Origin of the sequence: Arthrobacter sp. YAF16 (assembly GCF_052113385.1) — a bacterium.
Classification (GTDB): Bacteria; Actinomycetota; Actinomycetes; order Actinomycetales; family Micrococcaceae; genus Arthrobacter.
In genome coordinates this window covers 18,222-40,965 of record NZ_JBFRDC010000004.1, presented here as the reverse complement: position 1 = coordinate 40,965, position 22,744 = coordinate 18,222, and the positions used below count along the sequence as shown (strand labels likewise).

Here is a 22,744-nt window from a genome sequence, read left to right as displayed (position 1 = left end):
GTTAGGCCTGGCTTTCGGTAGGGGCAGACGAGACGGCGGGGCCGGCAGTTGCGGGGCCGCTGTCGGCGTCGGCGGGACGGACCGGGATGCTGGCGGCGATCAGCACCGGCTGCTGCCCGGCCTGCGCCTTCTCCTCCGCGGTGGCGGGGCGCATCTGGCCGCGCTCCGGGACGAAGGAGATCGAGTCGTCCTTTTGGTCCGGGGCGTTGACGAAGGAGCGGAAGCGGCGCAGCCGTTCAGGGTCCTTGAGCGTCTCGGCCCACTCGTCCTGGTAGGTGTCCACGTGCTTGGCCATGGCTGCCTCAAGGTCCGCGGCGATGCCGAGCGAGTCGCGCACCACCACGTCCTCGACGTGCTTCAGGCCGCCGTCGAGCTCTTCCTGCCAGCGCGCGGTGCGCTGCAGCCGGTCCGCGGTGCGGATGTAGTACATCAGGTAGCGGTCGATGTACTTCAGCAGGGTCTCCTCGTCCAGGTCCTGCGCGAGGAGCTGGGCGTGCGCCGGCTGGAAGCCGCCGTTGCCGCCCACGTAGAGGTTCCAGCCCTTGTCCGTGGCGATCACGCCGACGTCCTTGCCGCGGGCCTCGGCGCATTCGCGGGCGCAGCCGGAGACGCCCATCTTCAGCTTGTGCGGGCTGCGCAGTCCGCGGTAGCGCAGCTCCAGCGTGATCGCGAGGGCGACGGCGTCCTGGACGCCGAAGCGGCACCAAGTGGACCCGACGCAGGACTTCACGGTGCGCAGCGACTTGCCGTAGGCCTGGCCGGACTCGAAACCCGCGTCCACGAGTTCCTTCCAGATGTCCGGGAGCTGTTCCAGCCGGGCGCCGAACATGTCGATCCGCTGGCCGCCGGTGATCTTGGTGTAGAGGCCGTACTTCTCGGCGACGGCGGCGATCACGCCGAGCTTCTTCGGGGTGATCTCGCCGCCCGCGATCCGGGGAACCACCGAGTAGCTGCCATCCTTTTGCATGTTGGCCAGGGCGCGGTCGTTGGTGTCCTGCAGGGTCCCGCGGCCGGCGTCGAGCACGTAGGCGCTGTGCTGGCTGGCGAGGATGTTGGCGATGGTGGGCTTGCAGATGTCGCAGCCGGTGCCGGTGCCGTAGCGGGCCAGGATGTCCTCGAAGGAGGCCAGTTCCAGGACCTTGATGGCGTCGAAGAGTTCCTGCCGGGAGAGTTCGAAGTGTTCGCAGAGGGCCTTGGAGACGGCGACGCCGGACTTGGCCAGTTCGCCTTCGAGCAGCTTCTTCAGCATCGGCACGCAGGAGCCGCACTGGGTGCCGGCACGGGTGCAGCCCTTGAGGTCGCCGAGGTCCTGGACCGGGGCGTTGCCCTCGCAGGCGCCGCAGCCATTGATGGCGTCGCGGATGGCTCCGGCGGCCACGTTGTTGCAGGAGCACAGGATGGCGTCGTCCGGGAGGCAGGCCTCCAAGGCTTCGCCGCCGCCGGCCGCGGTGAGGTAGGCGCCGGGTTCGGCGGCCAGTTCGCGGCCGAGCATGGGGCGCAGCGAGGTGTACGGGGTCGCGTCGCCGACGAAGATGCCGCCCAGCAGGGTCTTGGCGTCGTCGGTGGTGACGATCTTCTGGTACACGCCGCGGGCCGGGTCCGCGTAGACGATTTCGAGGGCGCGGTCCGTGCGGGCGAAGGCGTCGCCGAAGCTGGCGACGTCGACGCCGGAGAGCTTGAGCTTGGTGGCGGTGTCGAAGCCCGGGAAGGTCGCGCCCCCGCCGTGCAGCCGGTCCGCGACGATCTCCGCCATGGTGTTGGCGGGGGCCACCAGGCCCAGGCACATGCCGCCGAAGTTGGCGACCTCGCCGATCGCCCAGACGCCGGGCACCTGGGTCTGGCAGCCGTCGGAGATCACGACGCCGCCGCGCGGGCCGAGTTCGAACTGCTGCTGTGCGCCCTCGCCGGCCCGGAACAGTTCGTCGCGGGGGCGTACGCCGATTGCGACGATCACAATGTCGGCCTCCACGGTGCGGCCGTCGGCCATCAGCACGCCGGTGACCTGGCCGTCGTCGTCGGAGAGGACCTCGGCGGGGAAGACGCCGCCGTGGACGGTGAAGCCCTTGGCCTCGATCAGTCGGCCGAGCGCCTGCCCGGCGCCCTCGTCCAGCTGGGTGTTCATCAGCCAGGGGGAGCCGTTGATGACGATCGGCACGGCGCCGAGCTGTTCGGTGCCGGCCGCGGATTCGAGGCCGAGCAGGCCGCCGCCGATCGTGACGGCGTTGACCTTCCGGCCCAGCTTGGCGGTGAGTTCGGCGATCGCCTGGTTGATGGCCCGGACGTCCTCGAGGGTGCGGTAGACGTGGGTGAGTTCGGCGCCGGGGATGGGCAGGCGGGCGGCGTCGGAGCCGGTCGCGACGACCAGTTCGTCGTACGGGTAGACGGTGCCCGCGGCGGTTTCCACGGTTTTCGCGGCGGTGTCGATGCCGGTGACGCGCTCGCCGGTCCTGAGCGTGAGGGCGTCGTGGTCCCACATTGAGGCGCTGCCCAGGGTGAGGTCCACGTCCGCATCGGTGAGCGCCTTGCTGAGCGCGACGCGGTCGTAGGGGAGGTGCGCTTCCTCGGTGAGGACGGTGACCTGCCAGCCGTCGAGGCCGCGGGCGTGCATGGCGTCGGCGAAGCGGTGCGCGGCGGGTCCGCCGCCGGCGACGACGACGCGTCGGGGGACCTGCCGGGATTCCGTCCGGGAGCGTTCGTTTTCGGGGCTGGCGGTCTGTCCGGTCACGGGTGGCCTTTCGTTGGGCCGCAGGCGGTGCTCTGCAACGGTTAGATCCAGCTGCTTCGATCGGCCCGTGCTGTCAGCGGCATCGATCGGCTGGTCCGTTCAGCCTAGGGACCGGCAGTTTCGCTTCAGTTTCCCTTTTGTTTCGTGATCTTAACTTCTGCATCACGGCTGCGTTTCGGGCTGCGTGAGGTCTCTTTTACCGGCCGGACACATTGGCAGCACGCCGTTGAAACACCCCGCTCCTAGCGTGGAGCCATGGCCGCAGCTGTGGCCAGGAAACTTTGAGAGGGGCCGACATGACTGCCGTACTGGAAAGCGCAGCCCGCAGCTTTGTGGAGCGAACCGCCGACGAAAGCGGCTGGCACCGGGTGTGCGCCGTGGAAGACCTGGAGCCCGGCTGGGGCGAGGCCGCGCTGATCGCCGGACACCAGGTGGCCTTGATCCGTACCGCGGCCGGTGAGGTGTTCGCCGTCGAGCACGCCGATCCTGCCACCGGCGCCCATGTCATGGCCCGCGGCATCACCGGCTCCCGCGGTGCGCGCCCCACGCTGGCCTCGCCGCTGCACAAGGAGGTCTACGACCTCGGGACAGGGGAGTGCCTAGGCACCCCCGAGCTGCGCCTGGGCACGTACGCCGTCCGGGTGACGGACGGCTTCGTCGAGGTGGCGCTCTAGAGCCCGAGCGCCTCGCGCACGTCGGCCAGGACGCCGTCCAGGGCCGCACGGGCTTCGAGGCGCGCCTGCGGCAATTCGGCGGCGGATCCGACGCTGCGGATCACCTCGAGGTAGCACTTGAGCTTCGGTTCCGTGCCGCTGGGGCGGATGATGACGCGGCTGCCGTCCTTCGTCAGGTAGAGCAGTCCGTCGGTGGGCGGGAGCTGTTCGCTGCCCTCGGCCAGGTCCGCCGCGGTCTCGACGGCGGAGCCCCCGAAGGAGTCCGGCGGGCTGACCCGCAGCCGGTTCATCATGGCGTCCAGCAGGCCCAGGTCCGCAACCCGGATGCTGAGCTGGTCGCTCGCGTGCAGCCCGTGCACCAGGTACAGCTCGTCCAGGGTGTCGAAGATGGTCTTGCCCTCGGCCTTCGCGGCCGCGGCGAGTTCGGCGATCAGCACCGCGGCCGAAATGCCGTCCTTGTCCCGCACCAGCGACGGCGCGACGCAGTAGCCCAGCGCCTCCTCGTAGCCGTAGAGCAGGCCGGGCACACGGGCGATCCACTTGAATCCGGTGAGGGTTTCCTCGTGGGCGTAGCCCGCGGCGGCGGCGATGCGGGCCAGCAGCCGGGATGACACGATCGAATTGGCGAAGACGCCGGCAGCGGCACCCCCTGCGGCCCCGTCGGTGGCCAGCCGGGCCACGACGTGTGCCCCCAGCAGGGCGCCCACCTCGTCCCCGCGCAGCATCCGCCAGGCGCCGGTGTCCGGGTCCTTCGCGGCAACCGCGGCGCGGTCGGCGTCGGGGTCGTTGGCGATCACAATGTCCGCGTCCACCCGGGCCGCGGTTTCCAGCGCGAGGTCCAGCGCGCCGGGCTCCTCGGGGTTGGGGAAGTTCACGGTGGGGAAATCGGGGTCAGGTTCGGCCTGCTCGGCCACCAGCGTGACGTCGGTGAATCCCGCGGCTTTGAGTACCGCCACGGCCGTCTCGCCGCCCACACCGTGCATGGGGGTCAGGACGATCTTCAGCTCGCGGGCCGGGAAGCGCTCCGGCACGGCGAGGGCGGCGACGGCGGCCTCGTAGTCGGTGGCGATGGAGGGGTCCAGCACCGTCCAGCCCCCGGCGGCCAGGGCAATCGAATCCAGTGCGCCGACGGCGTCGATCTCCGCGGCGATCAGCGCATCGTAGGGCGCCACGATCTGGGCGCCGCGTCCGCTCTCCTCGACGGCGTGGCGGCCAAGGTAGACCTTGTAGCCGTTGTCCTGCGGCGGGTTGTGGCTTGCCGTGACCATCACGCCGCCGTCGCAGTCCAGGGCGCGGACCGCGTAGGCGAGCAGCGGCGTGGGCAGCGCCGCCGGCATCAGGAACGTCTCGATGCCGGCGGCGGTGAAGATCGCGGCGGTTTCTTCGGCGAAGATGTCGGAGTTGTAGCGGGCGTCGTAGCCGACGACGGCGCGCGGCCGGGTCCCCGGCGCGGCCTGCGCAACAGCGCTGCCGAGGAAGGCCGCCAGGCCCGCGGCGGCGCGGCGCACCACGACGCGGTTCATCCGGTTCGGCCCGGCGCCGAGGGCCGCCCGCAGGCCCGCGGTGCCGAACTGGAGCGTGCCGCTGAAGCTGTCCGCCAGTTCCTGCCGTGCTCCCGCTGCTCCCTCGTCGGTAAGGCGGACCAGCTCGGTCAGGGCGGCGGCGGTCGCGGGATCCGGGTCCTGGGCCGCCCAGGTGCGGGCGTCGCTCAACAGTCGGGTCAGTGCGGCATCGGAAGACGTCATGGGTACCAAACTAGCGTCAAAGCTGGGCCGGGCGCGCCCCGACAAGCGCGGGCGGGGCTTACAGTTCCATCACACCCGGGCGGCCAGGGGCGCGCGGGCTGGCACATCACGGCAGTGTTTTCCGGCCGGTGCTGCCGCGAAGGGTCGGCTCGGCGCAGGTCTTCCGAAGGATCGGCTCAAGACCGCGGCGAAGGCAGTGGCGGGTCATTGACACGCATTTTTCCGGACACGTAACGTCTGGAATATGAAAATGGGGCGTGGGGTGGAATGGGCCGTGCACTCGTGCGTCAACATGGCCTGGACGCCGCCGGGGGAGGCCGTGAACAGCGCCAGGCTTGCGGCCTTGTACAAGCTCCCCGCGGCGTACCTGAACAAGCAGCTCCAGGCCCTGGTCCGCGCCGGGATCCTGACCTCGGTCTCGGGCCCGCGCGGCGGCTTCCACCTCGCGCGCAGGCCGGAGAACATCACCGTGCTGGATGTGGTCCTGGCCCTGGAAGGGCAGGAGCCGGCCTTCCGCTGTGAAGCCATCCTCGGCGACATGCCGGAGGCTGACCGGCAGGAGAACTTCGTTCGGACCTGCCTGATCTCCCAGACCATGCGGCAGGCGGAGCTGGCCTGGCGGCAGGCGCTGGCACGGCAGACCATCGCCGGGATCGCAGACTCGATGGAGCGTCGGCTTCCCGGCGGCCGCGACAAGGCCGTCCGCCGTCTCACCGCAGGCCTGGGCTAGGGGCGCTGGGGGCTTTAGGGGCCCCGGCCCGCGCCCGGCCTGCAGGGGCCGGCTTAGAGCTTGGCGATGATCTCCGCGAGCAGCTTGGAGATGCGCGGACCCGCGGCCTGGCCGGCCTCAAGGACCTCCTCATGGCTCAGCGGCACCGGGCTGATGCCGGCGGCAAGGTTGGTGACCAGCGAGATGCCGAAGACCTCCATGCCCGCATGGCGGCCGGCGATGGCCTCCAGCGCGGTGGACATGCCCACCAGGGACGCGCCGATCCGCTTGGCGTACTGCACCTCGGCCGGGGTCTCGTAGTGCGGGCCGGTGAACTGCGCGTAGACGCCTTCGTCCAAGCTGGGATCTACCTCACGGGCCAGGCCGCGGATCCGCGAGGAGTACAGGTCGGTGAGGTCCACGAAGGTAGCGCCCTCGAGGGGGGACGTGGCGGTGAGGTTGATGTGGTCGCTGATCAGCACGGGGGTGCCCGGCGCCCAGTTCTCGTTCAATCCGCCGCAGCCGTTGGTGAGGACCAGCGTCTTGCAGCCGGCGGCGGCCGCGGTGCGAACGCCATGCACGACGGCGCGGACGCCCTTGCCCTCGTAGTAGTGCGTGCGGGCGCCCAGGACCAGGGCGCGCTTGCCTTCCCGGGTCAGCACCGAGCGGATGGTGCCCACGTGGCCCACCACGGAGGGGGAGGAAAAGCCGGGGACCTCGTCCGCGGAGAGCGTGGCGGTGGTCTCGCCGATCAGTTCGGCAGCGTCGCCCCAGCCCGAGCCAAGCACCAGCGCGACATCGTGGCTGTCGACGCCGGTCTCTTCGGCAATGTAGTCGGCGGCGGCGCGGGCGGCGTCGAAGGGGTCCGTGTTCAGGAATTCTGTATTACTCACTGGTACAAGCTACCGTGCCCGTGCCGCACCGCACAGCATCTTTATTGGTGGCGCCGGTCCGGATGATGGACAATGGATGATTGTGACTACGCATCCCGATTTCAGTGCCCCCCGGATCGCAATTCTTGGCGGAGGGCCCGGTGGCTACGAAGCCGCCATGGTCGCCGCATCGCTGGGAGCGCAGGTCACCATTATTGAGCGCGCCGGACTCGGCGGATCGGCGGTGCTGACCGACGTCGTGCCGTCCAAGACCTTGATCGCGACGGCGGACCTGATGACCCGCGTGGGGGAGGCCGGCGAGCTGGGTGTGAAGTTCGACCTCGACGGCGGCGACTGCAGCCCGACGATGCGTGCGGACCTCAAGCACATCAACGACCGCCTGCTGGGCCTCGCCCGGCAGCAGTCCGCCGACATCCAGAAGGGCCTGGAGGGCCAGGGCGTCCGCATCCTGCTCGGCTCCGGCAAGATGCTGGACAACCACACGATCGAGGTCCTCACTTCCGAGGGCACCGAGACCATTGAGGCCGACGCCATCCTGCTCGCCGTAGGCGCCCACCCGCGCGAACTGCCCACGGCCCGGCCGGACGGCGAGCGCATCCTGAACTGGGCACAGATCTACAACATGGACGAGCTGCCCGAGGAACTGATCGTGGTGGGCTCGGGCGTCACCGGCGCCGAATTCGCCTCCGCGTACAACGGCCTGGGCTCCAAGGTCACCCTGATTTCTTCCCGCGACAGGGTGCTGCCCGGCTCGGACACGGACGCGGCCGAGGTGCTGGAAGGCGTCTTCGAACGCCGCGGCGTGAAGGTGTTGTCCCGGGCCCGCGCAGAGACCGTGGAGCGCACGGAGGGCGGCGTCGTGGTCACCCTCGGCGACGGTTCCAAGGTCACCGGCAGCCACTGCCTGGTGGCCGTCGGCTCCATTCCGAACACCGCCGGGATCGGCCTGGAGGAGGCCGGCGTCGCGCTGACCGAGAGCGGCCACATCAAGGTCGACGGCGTCTCGCGCACCACCGCGCCGAACATCTACGCCGCGGGCGACTGCACCGGCGTGCTGGCCCTCGCTTCGGTCGCGGCCATGCAGGGACGCATCGCGATCGCGCACTTCCTCGGCGACAGCGTCACCCCGCTCAAGCTGCACCAAGTGGCCTCGAACATCTTCACCTCCCCGGAGATCGCCAACGTCGGCGTCTCCGAGGCGGAGATCGACTCCGGCAAATACCAGGGCGACGTCGTCAAGCTCTCGCTGCGCAGCAACGCGCGCGCCAAGATGCGCAACCACAAGGACGGCTTCATCAAGATCTTCGCCCGCAAGGGCTCCGGCACTGTGATCGGCGGCGTCGTGGTGGGGCCGAACGCCTCCGAGCTGATCTTCGCGATCTCCCTCGCGGTGACGCAGAAACTGCACGTCGACGACGTCGCCAGCACCTTCACGGTGTACCCGTCGCTCAGCGGCTCCATCTCCGAAGCGGCACGGCGGTTGCACGTCCACATGTAGCTGGCCGAGAGTTTCTTTCAGCCGCGAAAAGTCAGCACCGGCGCCCCCCAGGGCGCCGGTGCTTGGCTTTAAGCCCGGTGTGTTGGTTTGAGCAGGGGAGCCATCTTCCGTGCCGGTTTACAATCTGACATTTCATGCATATATTGTCAGAATGAATAGCCGTCCAGACGCCATCATCGACGCGGCCTACGTGTGCTTCACCCGCCACGGTGCCCGCCGGACCACAATGCACGACCTGGCGGAGGAAGCCGGCATGTCCCGGGCGGCCCTGTACCAGTACTTCCGCAACAAGGAAGACGTGTTCCGGGCGCTGGTCGAGCGCCTGCTGGCCGGTGCCCTCGCCGCCTCCGAACATGCGGCGGAAATGGAAGGGCTCCCCGAGGCGCGGCTGGCAGGGATCCTGTCGGCCAAGCTCGGTCTGGTGATGCAGATCTGGCGGGACAGCCCGGCACATGCGGCAGAACTCCTTGGCGTCGACACACGCCTGAGTTCGGACGTGCTTGGACGCTACGACGAGGCAATGCTCGGTCTGCTGACGCGGACAGTTCACGATTCTTACCCGGCGGCGGACGCCCCGGAAGCGGCCGAGATCCTGCTGGCCTTCACCCGCGGCCTGGAGGCGGGCGTTTCCAATCCAGCCGCCCTGCCCGAGCGCCTGCGTCGGGGCGTCGAAGTCTTCGTCACCGGTCTCAACAGCCTCACTCCTACGAAGGAACAACCATGACCACAGCAGTACTGATCACCGGAGCCTCCTCCGGCATTGGCCGCGCGACAGCCGAACGGCTGCTCGCCCAACCCGGGTTCACCGTCTACGCCACCGCGCGACAGCCTGAGGCGATTGCCGATCTTGGGCGTGCCGGAGCCAAAGTCCTGGCGCTCGACGTCACCGACGAAGCATCGATGGTCGCGGCCGTTGGCGCCGTCGAGGAACAGCACGGCAGCGTCGGAGTCCTCATCAACAATGCCGGTTACGGCGAGTACGGGACGATCGAGGAAGCCGAGCTGGATGCGGTCAGGCGTCAGTTCGAGACCAACGTTTTCGGCTTTTCCCGGATGATCCAGCTGGTGCTGCCGGGGATGCGGGCCGCCGGGGCCGGGCGGATCGTCAACATCGGTTCGATGGGAGGCCGGGTCACGTTCCCCGTCGGCGGCTACTATCACGCCACTAAGTACGCCGTGGAGGCCATCACTGACGCGCTCCGCTTCGAGACCGCGCCCTTCGGCATCCACACCTCCCTGATCGCCCCGGGCCTGATCCGCACCGGCTTTGGTGCCACCGCCTCCCGGACCCTGGCCGCCTCCGGCAAAGCGGCAGGACCGTACGCGGCCCTGCGGGCTGCCGCGGACGAGCAAATGGCCACCTCCTACGCCTCGCCGGTCCTCGCTGCCGAACCCGACGCCGTCGCCAGCGCGGTTGAGCACGCAGTGACGTCCCGCCGGCCCCGGCCCCGCTATACCGTCACCCCGGCCGCCAAAGCCATCGTCCAGTCCCGGCGGTTCCTGGGCTCGGGACTTTTCGATGCCTACCTCCGCCTGCAGTTCAAGAGCAAGAAATGAAGCCCACCGACAGTTGGCCCGCACCCTTCGACCCCTCGACGGCGCGGGTTTACGCCTACAACGAGATCCGCACCCACCTGCCTGCCGAACTGCTTTGGCAGGTGCTCATCGAAGCGGCCGCGTGGCCCCGGTGGTACCGCAATGCCCGCGACGTAAGCATTGATGGCGGAGGGCAACTGCTGACCAGCGCATCGACCTTCACCTGGATCACCTTCGGCCTCCGCGTGGCGAGCACAGTCCGGGAGTTCGCCCCGTCCAGCCGGCTGGCCTGGGAGGGCGCCGGGCGCGGGTCCTCCGGATACCACCGCTGGGATCTGCAGCCCACCTCCGACGGCGGCACGCTCATTGTGACCGAAGAGGTCCAAAGCGGAATCATCGCGCGGCTTCTCGGACCGGTAGTGAAGCGGAGCATCGAACGGCAGCACCAACACTGGCTCGAGGCCCTGGTCGAGACGGCGGAAGCCGCAACGCTCAGGCCGTAGGCCACGTCGACACCAGGGACGGTGCACCTTACCGACTCGCGCCGGCGGAAAAGGGAGGAACCGGCGGAAATCCCCGCCGGTCCCTCCCTTTTTTGTTCCGCTCAGGCGGCCGCTCAGAACGGGTACGGCGCGATGTCCGGGCGCATCGTGAGCCACTGGATCTCCGTGAAGGACTCCATGTTGGCGTGGTGGCCGCCGATCCGGGAACCGTTGCCGGAGTTCTTCGTTCCGCCGAACGGGGAGTTCGCCTCGTCGGAGACCGTCTGCTCATTGATATGGACCTTGCCGGAGTCGAGCCGGTCCGCGATGGTCATGGCCATGCCGACGTCGCCCAGGATGCCGATCGACAGGCCGTATTCGTTGTCGTTGGCCAGCGCCACGGCCTCGTCAAGGGTGAAGAACTTCATCACCGGCGCCACCGGGCCGAAGATCTCGTCCTTCCACGCCGGGCTGTCCTCCTTCAGGTCCACCAGCACGGTGGGCTGGTAGAACCGGCCGTCGTGGGTGCCGCCGGCAGCCAGCCGGGCGCCGGCCTGCACCGCGTCCTGGACAATTCCGTCAACCCGGTGCAGCTGGCGTTCGTCGATCACCGGGCCCAGTGCCACGGTGCCGCTCTTCGGATCCCCCACCGGCAGGTGGCCGGCCTTCTCGGCGAGGGCGGCGACGTAGTCCTCGTAAATGTCCTCGTGCACTATGTGCCGGCCGGCCGCCATGCAGATCTGGCCCTGGTGCATGAACGATCCGAACGCCGCCGCCGAAGCCGCCTTCGCCAGGTCGGCGCCGGGCAGCACGATCAGCGCGTTGTTGCCGCCCAGTTCGAGGTGGGCACGCTTGAGCAGCCGGCCGGCGGTTTCGCCGATCTTGCGGCCGGCCGCCGTCGAGCCGGTAAAGGCGATCACCCGGACTTCGGGAGCTTCGACGACGGCGGCGCCGATGTCCGCGCCGCCGGGCAGCAGCGAGAGCAGTCCCTGCGGGAGTCCGGCCTCCTCGAAGATCCGCATCAGCGTCACCCCGCCGCAGACCGCGGTGCGGGGGTCCGGCTTGAGCAGCACGGCGTTGCCGAGGGCGAGGGCGGGGGCGACGGCGCGGATCGAGAGGATCAGCGGGAAGTTGAACGGTGCGATCACCGAGACCACGCCCACCGGCCGGCGTCGGGCGAAGGACCAACGGTTTTCGTTGGAGGTGAGCACGTCGCCGGCCGGGAGTGCGGGCAGTGCAGAGGCGTCATAGCATTCGTTGGCGGCGATGTGCGTTTCCAGTCCGGCCTTGGGCGGGATGCCGCCGGATTCGCGCACGATCCAGTCCTGGATTTCCGCGCCGTGCTCCTCCCAGAGCTGCCCGGCACGGCGCAGTACGGCCGCGCGGTCCTCGGGATTGCGGGCGGCCCATTCCTTCTGTGCCTTGGCAGCGGCCGTGGCGGCCTCCCGGACATCCGCAACGGAGGCAACGCCGTAGCTGCCCAGGGTGTCGCCGGTGGCTGGTTCGACGGCGTCGGCGGTCCCACCGCCGCCGGTGCGCCAGCCGTTGAGGTAGATCTTGCCCTCCCAGAGGGCTGAGTCGAGCAGGGACATGTCTGTCCTTTCATCGTGGGGCTGCCTGAGGCAGTCTGGTGCGGCCGTCCGCCGGGCCGAAAGCGTACGGGCCGATCCCGTCCATCACATGCTGTGCCGGCTCCGCCGTCAAGACCCTCGGTGACATTAGGCCCTAGTCCGGCGCTAAACGGTGCTCGCACAGTGGACCATGGCCAACATTTACCTTCCGTTCGGGACCGTCGAGGGCCAGACGGCCCGGATCGCCGAGTACATCGCCTACGTCATCCGTGAGCACGGCCACGAGGCACGGACCGCCGACTTGCAGACCGCCGGCGACGCCCTCCCGGATGAGTACGACGCCGTCATCGTCGGCGCCTCGGTCCACATGGGCAAGCACGAGGGGGTCGTCACCGACTTCGTCCGCGCGAACAAGGCCGCGCTGGAACGTTTGCCTTCGGCGTTGTTCTCGGTCAGCCTCGCCGTGGTCGGGGACGCGGAACGGGCGGAAAGCTATGTGGAGAAGTTCGAGGAGGAAACGGGGTGGCGGCCGGCGCACGTCGGCTTGTTCGGCGGGGCCCTGCTGTACAGCGAGTACGGCTTCTTCAAGCGGCACATGATGAAGAGGATCGTCAGCGGACAGGGTTCCCCGGACACGGACATGTCCCGCGACTACGTCTATACCGAGTGGGACGGCGTCCGGCGCTTTGCGGAGGACTTCCTGGCCGGCTTGCCCGCCGCCAGCGCCTAGACGACCGCGGTCCGAACGCTTCCCGACGCCGAACTGCCTCTGGCCATCCGGGCCGCCAGCAGGTAGACGGCACCGGTGATCAGCGGGACCGCGCTTGCCGCCGCGAGCGAGGCGATCGGGCCCGACCGGCCGAGCACCGTGATCAGCAGCGGCAGCGCACCCAGGGCCAACAGCAGCCAACCCGCCAGGGCGGTCCGCTTCAACCCGAGGATGGCGGCCGGGAACGCCAGGGCGACGACGCCGACGGCCAGCACCGGTCCGTTCACTTCCTGGAAGCTGCGCGCCATGGTCGAGTCGACGGCAAACCACACGCAAAGCGCCACGAAGGCCGCCGTCAGTGCCACCAGCAGGGGAGCTGCCCCCGCCGGCCAGAACCAGGCGAGGGCCGCTGGGACCAGCATCGGAACCGCCCAGGCCAGGAGTACCGTCAGACCGGACGACCCGCCCGGTTCCTCCAGGGCGTAGCCGCCGATGAATGCCGCGCCGAACACGGTGAAGACCGTCATCAGCACCGCGCCCGTCCGGGTCAGCGCGGTCGCGCGCCGCTGCGGATCCTTCTGCCGGTTGAGCACAACTCCGAGCACGACGGCGACCACGACGACGGCGGCCACGGCCAGGATGATGGGGACCGACATGGGTGCCTCCCAGGGGCGGTGGGATCCTGTGCTTATTGAAGCCCAGCGGGGAAGCGCGGCCAAGGGGAGAAAGGCCTGATGGGGCGAACGAGTGCAATCGTCAAACCTGTCTCATGCCGGGCCGTCATACGCCGTCATTTGGGGTCTTCCATCGAGGAGCGGTCTTGCTATCGTCGCAAGTAAGAATGCCGCCACGCGGCCAAGCTGGCGAGCCCTTGCCGGCTCCTCGACGAAGGACCACCATGAAGCGCACACGACTTTCCGTTATCGGCCTCATCGCAGCTGCAGGACTCGCCCTGGCCGGATGCGGTTCGGCGTCCACGACGCCTGCCAGCTCCGCACCGGCAGGCGGCCCGGACACCTCGTTGAGCGACGTCAAGAGCGCCGGGGTGCTCAGGGTCGGCACCGAGGGCACCTACAAGCCTTTCTCCTTCCACGCCAACGGCAGCGGCGAACTGACCGGCTACGACGTGGAGATCATCACCGCCGTCGCCGGCAAGCTCGGCGTCAAGCCGGCCTTCCAGGAGACGCAGTTCGACGCCATCTTTGCCGGACTCGAGGCCAAGCGGTTCGACGTCGTCGCCAACCAGGTCTCAATCACGGACGAACGCAAGGCGAAATACGACTTCTCCACGCCGTACACCGTCAGCACCGGCGTCATTGTCACCAAGTCCGACAACGGGGACATCACCTCCTTCGACAGCCTGAAGGGCAAGACCACGGCGCAGTCGCTGACGAGCAACTGGTACAAGCTGGCACAGCAGAGCGGAGCCAACGTGCAGGCGGTCGAGGGCTGGGCACAGGCCATCACGCTGCTCAAGCAGGGCCGCGTCGATGCCACCATCAACGACAAGCTCACATACCTTGACCAGCAGAAGACGGCCCGCGATGACAGCATCAAGATTGCCGCCGAGACCACGGACAAGTCACTCAGCGCCTTCGCGTTCCGCAAGGGCTCGACCAGCCTGACCGCCGCCGTCGACAAGGCCCTCACCGAACTGCAGGCCGACGGTACCCTCAAGAAGATTTCGCAGAAGTACTTCAACGCCGACGTCACCAAGTAGCCGGATGGAAACCGTCGAAGAACGCGGCTCCCGATCATGACGATCAACTGGGATCTCGTCTGGGGGTCGCTGGGACCGATCCTGATGGGGGCGATCACCGGCACCATTCCCGTGGCGCTGGCCTCGTTCGCCCTGGGCCTGCTGCTTGCCCTGCTGGTCGCCCTGATGCGGCTCAGCCGCAATCCCGTCCTCTCGGCGATCGCACGGATCTATATCTCCGTAATCCGAGGCACGCCGCTGTTGGTTCAGCTGTTTGTCATCTTCTACGGGCTGCCGTCCATCGGCATCACCATCAGTCCATGGCCCAGCGCGATCATCGCCTTCTCGCTGAACGTGGGCGGCTACGCCGCCGAAGTCATTCGGGCGGCCATCCTGTCCGTTCCCAAGGGCCAGTGGGAGGCCGGCCACACCATCGGCATGTCGCGGCGCCAGTCACTGGTGCGGATCATCCTGCCGCAGGCCGCGCGGGTCTCGGTCCCGCCGTTGTCTAACACCTTCATCAGCCTGGTCAAGGACACCTCGCTGGCTTCGCTGATCCTGGTGACCGAGCTGTTCCGCCAGGCGCAACAGGTGGCGGCCTTCAGCCAGGAATTCATGCTGCTGTACCTGGAAGCAGCCGTCATCTACTGGATCATCTGCCTGGTCCTCGCCGCCGGCCAGTCAGTCCTCGAGAAGAGATTGGACCGCTATGTCGCCCACTGAATCCGATCTCCCGGACGGTGGCCTCCCGGACGCAGCACCGGACGCCACCCCGCTCCTGTCCGTCCGCGGACTCCGCAAGGCGTTTGGAAAGCACGAAGTGCTCAAATCCATTGACGTGAACGTCCGCCGGGGTGAAGTGGTCACCCTGATCGGGCCCTCCGGGTCCGGCAAGACGACGGTCCTGCGGTGCCTCAACGGCCTCGAAGTTCCCGACGCCGGCGTCGTGGAGTTCGACGGCGACCTCTCGGTCGACTTTTCGGCGCAGGTGTCCAAGAAGCAGCTGGCGGCCATGCGGGACCGCAGCGCGATGGTGTTCCAGCACTACAACCTGTTCCCGCACAAGACCACCCTGGAAAACGTCATCGAGGGCCCGGTCCAGGTGCAGAAGCGGCCCAAGGCCGAGGCCGTCAAGGAGGCCCGGGAACTGCTCGCCCGGGTCGGGCTTGCCGACAAGGAAAACAGCTATCCCTTCGAGCTCTCCGGCGGCCAGCAGCAGCGGGTCGGCATCGTGCGCGCCCTGGCCCTGCGGCCGCAACTGCTGCTTTTTGACGAGCCGACGTCGGCGCTTGACCCGGAGTTGGTGGGTGACGTCCTGACCGTCATCAAGGAGTTGGCGGACGAGGGCTGGACCATGGTCGTGGTCACCCACGAGCTCGCCTTCGCCCGCGAGGTTGCCGACGAAGTCATCTTCATGGACGGCGGGGTGGTCGTGGAACGTGGGCACCCGGACACGGTGCTGCGCGCCCCGCGCGAGGAGCGCACCCGGCAGTTCGTGGACCGGCTGCTGAACCCGTTCTAAGGCAGGTCCCTAGGCCACCGCGCCTTGGAAGTGCTTCTCGATGAGCCCCTTGATGTCCTCGTGGCAGCCGCCGCAGCCGGTGCCGGCGCGGGTGGAGGCTGAGACCTCGGCCACCGTCCCGCAACCGGAGGAAACCGCGGCGGCAATGGAAGTCCCGCTCACCCCGGCGCACCGGCACACCGTGCGGTCCGGATCAGTAGCAGTAGGAGCAGCTTGGTCCGGGCCGTCCAGGCGCAGCAGCAGCGACCGGTCCGCGGGGAGCTCCGCGCCGCGCTCGAAGAGCTGCACCAGCTCCGCCCCCGTGCGCGGCATCCCCACCGCCACGAGGCCCTCAAGCACACCAGCGCGCGTGCTGATCTTGACGTAGCGCCCCTGCTCCGGGTCGGCCCACTGGGCCACCTGCAGCCGGGCCCGGCCGCCAACGGCGCCCGCGGTCAGGGCTTCCTCGTCCCACGGATCCGCGGAAACATCCCCGGCCACGGCCATGGTCAGCCCGCGGGCCTTGAGCACCAGCACGCCCGGCTGTTCCGCCGGCAGCGGCGGCAAGGTTTCCGCCCCGGCCGGGGAGCCGGAGGCCAGCAGCGTCAGGTATTCGGCGAGCCATTCGGCCTGCCGCCAGCCCGGTCCCACCAGCCCGGACGGGCCCCGGGCGCTCCGGCAGTCCAGGCAGTCCGGGTCGGGGCAGCGGACCTCGGCACAGTCGCCGATCGCGAAGATGTGGGGTTCGTGGTGCGCCCGCAGCCGGTGGTCCACCAGGATGCCGGCAGCCGTCGACAGTCCGCAGCCCTCGGCGAGTTCGGTCCGCGGCCGGACGCCGCAGGAGAGCACCAGCAGCTCGCCGTCGATCGCGGCACCGTCCTCCAGCAGTAGCGCGGAGAAGCCGCCGTCGGGCGCGTTGTGTTCAACGGCGACCGAGCGCGCGTTGCCGGCCACCTTCACGCCGCAGTTCCGCAGCGAAGCTGCCAGCACGGCGCCGCCGCCGCGGTCCATGTTGCGCCCCAGGGGGTGCGGGCCGTTGTGCACCACGGTCACGGCGGCGCCCTCCTCGGCTGCGGCCAGCGCCGTCTCGAGTCCAAGAACGCCGCCGCCGAGGACCACCACGCGCTTTCCGCCGGCTACCGCCGCCTGCAGCGCCGAGGCATCCGCCAGGTCCCGCAGCGCCGTCACGCCGGCGGGCAGCACCGGGGCGGCCGGATCCGGGTTCAACCCGGTGAGGTTGGGGATTACCGGACGGGAACCGGTGGCGAAGACAAGCCGGTCGTAGCCGGGGGAGCTGCCGTCGCTGAGGAGGACCCGCTGCCGGGCGCGGTCGACCCGGCGGACCCGGGTGCCCAGCCGGACATCCACGCCGTCGGCAACCAGCGCCGCAGCATCGGCCAGCGCCATGGCGCCTGCCGTGGTCCGGCCGACGCCGAGGTCGGCCACCAGCACCCGGTTGTAGGCCGCCTCCGCCTCCTCGCCGACCACCGTCAGTTCCACCAGGCCTCCCCGCACCGCGGGCAGCAACTCGTCGATCAGCCGCGCCGCCACCGGGCCGAAGCCCACCACCACAATCCGTTCGGTCATGATGCACCGTCCATCTGGAGGACTTCGGCCTGCACTGCTTCGACCCGGGAGCCTGCCGCAGCCGGCCGCAGCCATACCTTGCTGGTCTTGAATTCCGGCATCCCGGAGACCGGGTCCGTGGCGGCCTCGGTGAGCCGGTTCGCGCTCTCCCATCCTGGGAAGTGGAACGGCAGGAACACCGTCTCCGGCCGGATCCCCGCGCTCAGCTCCGCCCGGCAGAGGACCTCGCCGCGCCCGTTGGCGACAGCTACGACGTCGCCCTCGGCGATGCCCTGCGCCGCGGCGGCGGCCGGGTGGATCTGCAGCCGCGCCTCGGGCTGTGCGGCGGCGAGGGCGGCCACCCGGCGGGTCTGGACGCCGGACTGGTAGTGCTCCAGCAGACGCCCGGTGATCAGGGTCATTGGGGTGCCCGCCGGGTCAGCGCCGCCCGCCGCGACCGGAAGCGTTCGACGGCGCGGCGCCACCGGAGTGAACACCGCCCGGCCGTCCGGATGGGCGAAGGAGTCCAGGAACAGCCGCGGCGTCCCGGAGCTCCCGGCCGGGTAGGGCCAGTAGGCTTCCTCGCCGCGGTCCAGCAAGGCGTAGTCGATCCCGGAGTAGTCGGCCAGGCCGCCCGCGGAGGCGAGCCGGAGCTCCTCGAACACGGTCTCCGGATCCTCGCTGAAGGCCGAGGGCGCGTCCAACAGCGCGGCCAGCCGGGTCATGATCCAGAGTTCGCTGCGCACCCCGGGCGGGGGAGTGATGGCCCGCCGGCGGCGCAGCACCCGGCCCTCGAGGTTGGTCAGGGTGCCTTCCTCCTCCGCCCACTGGGTCACCGGCAGGACCAGGTCGGCCTCGGCCGCGGTCTCGGACATAAAGAAGTCGCAGACCACCAGGAAGTCCAGGCTGCGCAGCCCGGCGATCACGGCGTTCGCATCCGGGGCGGAGACGGCCACGTTGGCGCCGTGAACGAAGAGGCAGCGGACGCCGTGGGGCCGCCCCAGGGACTTGAGCAGCTCGACGGCGGGGACGCCGGGACCGGGGATCGAGGATTCGGGGACACCCCATACGCCGGCGACGTGGGCGCGGGCGGCGGGGTCGGTGATCTTGCGGTAGCCGGGAAGCTGGTCCGCCTTCTGGCCGTGCTCGCGGCCGCCCTGGCCGTTGCCCTGGCCGGTGAGGGTGCCGTAGCCGCTGCGCGCCGAGCCCGGCAGGCCCAGCAGCAGGGCGAGGTTGATGGCGGCGGTGGCCGTGTCCGTGCCGTCCACGTGCTGCTCCACGCCGCGGCCGGTGAGGATGTAACTGCCGCCCTGCCGTGCACCTTCGGCCAGCCGCCGGGCGGTGTCGCGGACCAGCCCGGCCGGGACCCCGGTGAGGGACTGCACGCGCTCCGGCCAGTAGGGGCCGACGCTGCGGACCAGGGCCGGGTAGCCGGTGGTCCGCTCCGCGATATAGGCGCCGTCCGTCAGGTCCTCGTGGATGACCACGTGGGCCAGGCCCAGCAGCAGGGCCAGGTCGGTGCCCGGCAGGGGCTGCAGGTGCAGGCCGCCGCCGTCCGCAGTGAATGCCGCGGTGGCGGAGCGCCGGGGGTCGACGACGATCAGCCCGCCGGCGTCGCGGGCCCCTTGCAGGTGCTGGACGAACGGCGGCATGGTCTCGGCGACATTGGAGCCCAGCAGCAGGACGGTGCTGGCGGAACCCAGGTCCGCCAGCGGGAACGGCAGGCCCCGGTCCAGGCCGAAGGCCCGCATCCCGGCCGCGGCGGCGGCGGACATGCAGAACCTGCCGTTGTAGTCGATCCGCGAGGTGCCCAGGGCCAGCCGGGCGAATTTGCCCAGCTGGTAGGCCTTCTCGTTGGTCAGGCCGCCACCGCCAAACACCCCGACGGCGTCCGGCCCGTACGCGGCGCGGGTGTTCTTGACCGCGGCGGCGGTGAGCTCCAGGGCCGTGTCCCAGCTGACCGGTCGGTGCACGCCGTCGGGGCCCCGGAGCAGCGGCTCGGTGACGCGCCCCGGGTGCTCCAGCAGCGACGCCGAGGTCCAGCCCTTGCGGCACAGGCCGCCGCGGTTGGTGGGGAAGTCCCGCCCGGCCACCTCCAGCGGAGCCTCGGGCCGTGCCGGAGCTGCAGCCGCCGGAACTGCCGACGCCGGTTGCACCTCCGGAACGGTCAGCGTCATGGCGCACTGGAGCGCACAGTACGGGCAGTGCGTGGCGGCACCGTCGCTCATTTAGACGTGTCCTTTTCCGTGGCGGGTGGCGGGGCGCAGGTAGCAGGTCCAGCAGACGGCCAGCATCACCAGGTAGGCCGCGACGAAGCCGTAAAAGGCCGGGGTGTAGGAACCGCTGGCGGTGTTGGAAGCGTTCAGGACCTGCGGGATGACGAAGCCGCCGTAGGCGCCGATCGCGGAGATCAGGCCCAGCGCGGAGGACGCCAGCCGCTGGGTGGCCACGGTGCTGGCCCCGGACAGGGCTGCCCGGCTGTGCAGGGCGAAGATCACCGGGATCATCCGGTAGGTGGCCCCGTTGCCGAAGCCGCTGGCGGTGAACAGCGCCAGGAACAGGGCCAGGAAGAGCCAGAAGTTGCCCAGCGGCAGGGTCCAGACCATGGTCAGGGTGATGACGGCCATCGCGGCGAACGCGGTCACGGTCATCCGCGCGCCGCCCAGCCTGTCCGCCATCCTGCCGCCGTAGGGCCGGGCCAGCGAGCCGACCAGCGGCCCGAGGAACGCCAGGGACAAGGCCACGGTCCCGACGCCGATCGAGGAGAAGGCCGGGAAGTAGTCCTTGATGAGTTTGGGGAACACGCCGGCGAAGCCGATGAAGGAGCCGAAGGTGCCAATGTAGAGCAGCGCCATGATCCACAGGTGCGGTTCCTTGACCGCGGCGAGCGAGCCGGCGACGTCGCCCTTGGCGCTGGTCAGGTTGTCCATGTACTTCCAGGCGCCGAAGGCGGCGAGCAGGATCAACGGGATCCACATCAGCCCGGCCACCGGCAGGTTCACGGTCCCGGCGGCCAGCACGGTAATGGCGACCGGCACGGCGAGCTGGGCGACGGCGGCGCCCAGGTTCCCGCCGGCGGCGTTCAGCCCCAGCGCCCAGCCCTTTTCGCGGGCCGGGTAGAAGAAGGTGATGTTGGCCATCGAGCTGGCGAAGTTGCCGCCGCCGAATCCGGCCAGGGCGGCCACGAGCAGCATGACGCCGAACGGGGTGCCGGGGTTTCCGACGCACAGGGCCAGCCCGGTCGAGGGGATCAGCAGCAGCATGGCCGAGACGATGGTCCAGTTCCGGCCGCCGAAGCGGGGAACCATGAAGGTGTAGGGGATCCGGAGCGTCGCACCCACCAGGCTGGGCATCGAGATCAGCCAGAAGATTTCGTTGGTGGAGAAGCGGAAGCCGGCCCCGGGGAGCTGGACCACCACTATCGACCAGAGCTGCCAGACCACAAAGCCCAGGAACTCGGCGAAGATGGACCAGTTCAGGTTCCGCCGGGCGATGCCGCGGCCCAGGGACTCCCACTGGGTCTTGTTCTCGGCGTCCCAGTTGGCGATCCAGCGGCCCGGGCGGTACTCGAGCGCGGGGCCGGCGACGGCGGTGCGCTCGGCGGCGGGTGCGGCATCGGCGTCGTGGTTGGGGGAAACGCCGGTTGCGGCGTCGGCAATGCGTTCAGCAGTCACGGGGACCTCCTTCGGGGTTGTCCCTCAAAACTAGGGACGCCGCATTTCCGGGACGCTCGCGCTTTGTTAACGTGCTGTGACGTTTGCCTATCGGCTCCTTTGTGACGGCGTGAGGCGGCGTGGGCGCCGCAGCGGGGGCGACCAACAGGTGGGACGACACGAATTGTCCAAATAGTGGAACATTTGTCCATTGCGTGGACACGAGGAACTAATATCAGACATATATCCATTCCTTAGCCGGACGCCTCTCCGCAGGGCGATCCGGTCTTCATGAAAGCGTCACTACATGTCATCCACTGCCACTTCGACGGAGCATGGGTCCGCCAAGCAGGTGAACTCGCGCGGCCGCGTGATCGTCGCCAGCTTGATCGGCACCACCGTTGAGTTCTACGACTTCTACGTCTACGCCACGGCCGCCGTCCTGGTCTTCCCGAAGCTCTTCTTCCCGGGCCAGAACGAGACCACCCAGCTGCTGAGCTCTTTCGCCGTCTTCGGCGTTGCCTTCATCGCCCGCCCGCTCGGCTCGATCGTCTTCGGCCACTTCGGTGACAAGTTCGGCCGCAAGGGCACCCTGGTCGCCTCGCTGCTCACCATGGGCATCGCGACGTTCCTGATCGGCTGCCTTCCTACGGCCACCGTTCCCGGCTGGACCTTCTGGGCCCCGGCCCTGCTCGTCGTGATGCGCTTCGCCCAGGGCCTCGCCCTCGGCGGCGAATGGAGCGGCGCGGCCCTGCTGGCCACCGAGAACGCCCCGGCCAACAAACGCGCCATCTACGGCACGTTCCCGCAGCTGGGCGCGCCGATCGGCTTCATCATCGCCAACGTGATCTTCCTGGTCTTCAGCTACACCCTGAGCCCGGCGGCCTTCGAAGCGTGGGGCTGGCGCGTGCCGTTCCTGCTCAGCGCCGTCATGGTCATCATCGGCCTGTACGTCCGGCTCAAGCTGATCGAAACCCCGGCCTTCACCAAGGTCATCGAATCCAACGAGGTCGCCAAGCTGCCGCTGGGCCGGGTCTTCAAGAGCAGCTGGCGCCAGCTGATCCTGGGCACGTTCATCATGCTCGCCACCTACGTGCTCTTCTACCTGATGACCACGTTCACCCTGACCTACGGCACCCGCGCATCCAGCCTGGACGCCGCCAAGGCCGCCGCCGAGAAGGCCGGCAAGCCGATGACCGAGGCAGCAGCCGCTGCCTTTGTCCCGGGCCTGGGCTTCACCCGCAACGACTTCCTCTGGATGCTCATTGCCGGCGTCGTGTTCTTCGGCATCTTCACCCTGGTCTCCGGTCCGCTGGCCGAAAAGTACGGCCGCCGCAAGATGCTGATTGCCGTGACCGCGGGCATCTTCGTCTTCGGCCTGCTGTTCGTTCCGCTCTTCAGCGGCGGCTTCGTCGGCACCATGGCCCTGCTGATCATCGGCTTCTCCCTGATGGGCCTCACGTTCGGGCCGATGGGCGCGCTGCTGCCGGAGCTGTTCCCGACCAACGTCCGGTACACCGGCTCGGCCATCAGCTACAACGTCTCCAGCATCCTGGGCGCGGCTGTGGCACCGTTCATCGCCGTCTGGCTCTGGGAACTGGCGAAGGGCAGCCCCGTGCTGGTGGGCGTGTACCTTACCGCCATGGCCGTGCTGACGCTGATCGCCCTGTTTGTGAGCAAGGAAACCCGCGACCTGGATTACGAGAACAACGTAGCCTGACGCTCCAGCCCGGATATTGGCTGAAATGCCCGGTGTGTTCTGTGGACACGCCGGGCATTTCCG

At 69.2% G+C, this 22,744-nt stretch carries 19 protein-coding genes; 11 read left to right on the top strand and 8 right to left on the bottom strand.

The window, feature by feature from the left end; all coding sequences use genetic code 11:
- Position 1: 1 nt before the first annotated feature.
- Positions 2–2,725, bottom strand: a complete 2,724-nt coding sequence (nirB, locus tag AB4Y91_RS10525; RefSeq protein ID WP_441418431.1) for a nitrite reductase large subunit NirB — start codon at positions 2,723–2,725, stop codon at positions 2–4.
- Between the two features lie 296 nt (positions 2,726–3,021).
- Between nirB and nirD the strand changes: the two genes are divergently transcribed.
- On the top strand, positions 3,022–3,399 hold the full coding sequence (nirD, locus tag AB4Y91_RS10520; protein ID WP_441418430.1) for a nitrite reductase small subunit NirD: 378 nt from the start codon (positions 3,022–3,024) through the stop codon (positions 3,397–3,399).
- Here the strand turns inward: nirD and AB4Y91_RS10515 are convergent.
- Positions 3,396–5,144: a phospho-sugar mutase gene (locus AB4Y91_RS10515; protein ID WP_441418429.1), complete on the bottom strand. Its 1,749-nt coding sequence runs from the start codon at positions 5,142–5,144 to the stop codon at positions 3,396–3,398. The two genes, nirD and AB4Y91_RS10515, sit on opposite strands and share 4 nt — an antisense overlap.
- Before the next feature lie 244 nt (positions 5,145–5,388).
- Between AB4Y91_RS10515 and AB4Y91_RS10510 the strand changes: the two genes are divergently transcribed.
- Entirely contained in the window at positions 5,389–5,874 is a 486-nt protein-coding gene (locus AB4Y91_RS10510; RefSeq protein ID WP_441418428.1) for an RrF2 family transcriptional regulator, read from the top strand.
- A gap of 53 nt (positions 5,875–5,927) precedes the next feature.
- Here AB4Y91_RS10510 and AB4Y91_RS10505 read toward each other — a convergent pair whose 3' ends face one another.
- Positions 5,928–6,746, bottom strand: a complete 819-nt coding sequence (locus tag AB4Y91_RS10505; protein ID WP_441418427.1) for a purine-nucleoside phosphorylase — start codon at positions 6,744–6,746, stop codon at positions 5,928–5,930.
- An 82-nt stretch (positions 6,747–6,828) separates the two neighbouring features.
- Here AB4Y91_RS10505 and AB4Y91_RS10500 point away from each other — a divergent pair, with 82 nt between their 5' ends.
- The 4 genes from AB4Y91_RS10500 to AB4Y91_RS10485 all read left to right on the top strand — a co-directional run bounded on the left by AB4Y91_RS10500 (position 6,829) and on the right by AB4Y91_RS10485 (position 10,283).
- Entirely contained in the window at positions 6,829–8,244 is a 1,416-nt protein-coding gene (locus AB4Y91_RS10500) for an NAD(P)H-quinone dehydrogenase (RefSeq protein ID WP_441418426.1), read from the top strand.
- Between the two features lie 151 nt (positions 8,245–8,395).
- A complete protein-coding gene (locus AB4Y91_RS10495; RefSeq protein ID WP_441418425.1) occupies positions 8,396–8,968 on the top strand; it encodes a TetR/AcrR family transcriptional regulator in 573 nt (190 codons plus the stop codon).
- Complete coding sequence (locus AB4Y91_RS10490; RefSeq protein WP_441418424.1) at positions 8,965–9,801, top strand: oxidoreductase; 837 nt, start codon at positions 8,965–8,967, stop codon at positions 9,799–9,801. Before AB4Y91_RS10495 ends, AB4Y91_RS10490 begins: the two co-directional genes overlap by 4 nt.
- Positions 9,798–10,283 (top strand): SRPBCC domain-containing protein, encoded by a 486-nt coding sequence (locus AB4Y91_RS10485; RefSeq protein ID WP_441418423.1) that lies wholly within the window; start codon positions 9,798–9,800, stop codon positions 10,281–10,283. The genes AB4Y91_RS10490 and AB4Y91_RS10485 overlap by 4 nt, the downstream gene beginning before the upstream one ends.
- A 113-nt stretch (positions 10,284–10,396) precedes the next feature.
- On the opposite strand, the gene AB4Y91_RS10480 is transcribed toward AB4Y91_RS10485, so the two are convergent.
- The gene (locus tag AB4Y91_RS10480; RefSeq protein ID WP_441418422.1) at positions 10,397–11,854 is read right to left on the bottom strand and encodes a benzaldehyde dehydrogenase; all 1,458 of its coding nucleotides are present in this window, start codon (positions 11,852–11,854) and stop codon (positions 10,397–10,399) included.
- A 169-nt stretch (positions 11,855–12,023) separates the two neighbouring features.
- Between AB4Y91_RS10480 and AB4Y91_RS10475 the strand changes: the two genes are divergently transcribed.
- Positions 12,024–12,563, top strand: coding sequence for a flavodoxin domain-containing protein (locus tag AB4Y91_RS10475; RefSeq protein WP_441418421.1), 540 nt, complete (start codon positions 12,024–12,026; stop codon positions 12,561–12,563).
- Here AB4Y91_RS10475 and AB4Y91_RS10470 read toward each other — a convergent pair.
- On the bottom strand, positions 12,560–13,198 hold the full coding sequence (locus tag AB4Y91_RS10470; RefSeq protein ID WP_441418420.1) for a hypothetical protein: 639 nt from the start codon (positions 13,196–13,198) through the stop codon (positions 12,560–12,562). The two genes, AB4Y91_RS10475 and AB4Y91_RS10470, sit on opposite strands and share 4 nt — an antisense overlap.
- A 242-nt stretch (positions 13,199–13,440) precedes the next feature.
- Here AB4Y91_RS10470 and AB4Y91_RS10465 point away from each other — a divergent pair, with 242 nt between their 5' ends.
- The 3 genes from AB4Y91_RS10465 to AB4Y91_RS10455 are packed head-to-tail and all read left to right on the top strand — an operon-like array spanning position 13,441 to position 15,763.
- Entirely contained in the window at positions 13,441–14,262 is an 822-nt protein-coding gene (locus tag AB4Y91_RS10465) for an amino acid ABC transporter substrate-binding protein (protein WP_441418419.1), read from the top strand.
- A gap of 42 nt (positions 14,263–14,304) precedes the next feature.
- The gene (locus tag AB4Y91_RS10460; RefSeq protein WP_441418561.1) at positions 14,305–14,964 is read left to right on the top strand and encodes an amino acid ABC transporter permease; all 660 of its coding nucleotides are present in this window, start codon (positions 14,305–14,307) and stop codon (positions 14,962–14,964) included.
- Positions 14,951–15,763: an amino acid ABC transporter ATP-binding protein gene (locus AB4Y91_RS10455; RefSeq protein WP_441418418.1), complete on the top strand. Its 813-nt coding sequence runs from the start codon at positions 14,951–14,953 to the stop codon at positions 15,761–15,763. The genes AB4Y91_RS10460 and AB4Y91_RS10455 overlap by 14 nt, the downstream gene beginning before the upstream one ends.
- Positions 15,764–15,772: 9 nt before the next feature.
- Here AB4Y91_RS10455 and AB4Y91_RS10450 read toward each other — a convergent pair whose 3' ends face one another.
- Genes AB4Y91_RS10450 through AB4Y91_RS10440 form a run of 3 tightly spaced genes read right to left on the bottom strand, consistent with a single transcriptional unit; the run spans position 15,773 to position 20,982 of the window.
- A complete protein-coding gene (locus tag AB4Y91_RS10450) occupies positions 15,773–17,329 on the bottom strand; it encodes an FAD-dependent oxidoreductase (RefSeq protein WP_441418417.1) in 1,557 nt (518 codons plus the stop codon).
- On the bottom strand, positions 17,326–19,536 hold the full coding sequence (locus tag AB4Y91_RS10445) for a molybdopterin oxidoreductase family protein (RefSeq protein ID WP_441418416.1): 2,211 nt from the start codon (positions 19,534–19,536) through the stop codon (positions 17,326–17,328). The genes AB4Y91_RS10450 and AB4Y91_RS10445 overlap by 4 nt, the downstream gene beginning before the upstream one ends.
- Positions 19,537–20,982: an MFS transporter gene (locus AB4Y91_RS10440; protein WP_441418415.1), complete on the bottom strand. Its 1,446-nt coding sequence runs from the start codon at positions 20,980–20,982 to the stop codon at positions 19,537–19,539.
- Between the two features lie 286 nt (positions 20,983–21,268).
- Here AB4Y91_RS10440 and AB4Y91_RS10435 point away from each other — a divergent pair, with 286 nt between their 5' ends.
- Entirely contained in the window at positions 21,269–22,681 is a 1,413-nt protein-coding gene (locus AB4Y91_RS10435; RefSeq protein ID WP_441418414.1) for an MFS transporter, read from the top strand.
- Positions 22,682–22,744: the final 63 nt, after the last annotated feature.

Bases quoted from the DNA above. Each gene is read 5' to 3' on its own strand.
- nirD (WP_441418430.1), top strand. From the start codon at position 3,022: ATGACTGCCGTACTGGAAAGCGCAGCCCGCAGCTTTGTGGAGCGAACC.
- AB4Y91_RS10515 (WP_441418429.1), bottom strand. From the start codon at position 5,144: ATGACGTCTTCCGATGCCGCACTGACCCGACTGTTGAGCGACGCCCGC.
- AB4Y91_RS10510 (WP_441418428.1), top strand. From the start codon at position 5,389: ATGAAAATGGGGCGTGGGGTGGAATGGGCCGTGCACTCGTGCGTCAAC.
- AB4Y91_RS10495 (WP_441418425.1), top strand. From the start codon at position 8,396: ATGAATAGCCGTCCAGACGCCATCATCGACGCGGCCTACGTGTGCTTC.
- AB4Y91_RS10490 (WP_441418424.1), top strand. From the start codon at position 8,965: ATGACCACAGCAGTACTGATCACCGGAGCCTCCTCCGGCATTGGCCGC.
- AB4Y91_RS10485 (WP_441418423.1), top strand. From the start codon at position 9,798: ATGAAGCCCACCGACAGTTGGCCCGCACCCTTCGACCCCTCGACGGCG.
- AB4Y91_RS10480 (WP_441418422.1), bottom strand. From the start codon at position 11,854: ATGTCCCTGCTCGACTCAGCCCTCTGGGAGGGCAAGATCTACCTCAAC.
- AB4Y91_RS10475 (WP_441418421.1), top strand. From the start codon at position 12,024: ATGGCCAACATTTACCTTCCGTTCGGGACCGTCGAGGGCCAGACGGCC.
- AB4Y91_RS10470 (WP_441418420.1), bottom strand. From the start codon at position 13,198: ATGTCGGTCCCCATCATCCTGGCCGTGGCCGCCGTCGTCGTGGTCGCC.
- AB4Y91_RS10465 (WP_441418419.1), top strand. From the start codon at position 13,441: ATGAAGCGCACACGACTTTCCGTTATCGGCCTCATCGCAGCTGCAGGA.
- AB4Y91_RS10455 (WP_441418418.1), top strand. From the start codon at position 14,951: ATGTCGCCCACTGAATCCGATCTCCCGGACGGTGGCCTCCCGGACGCA.
- AB4Y91_RS10450 (WP_441418417.1), bottom strand. From the start codon at position 17,329: ATGACCGAACGGATTGTGGTGGTGGGCTTCGGCCCGGTGGCGGCGCGG.
- AB4Y91_RS10445 (WP_441418416.1), bottom strand. From the start codon at position 19,536: ATGAGCGACGGTGCCGCCACGCACTGCCCGTACTGTGCGCTCCAGTGC.
- AB4Y91_RS10435 (WP_441418414.1), top strand. From the start codon at position 21,269: ATGTCATCCACTGCCACTTCGACGGAGCATGGGTCCGCCAAGCAGGTG.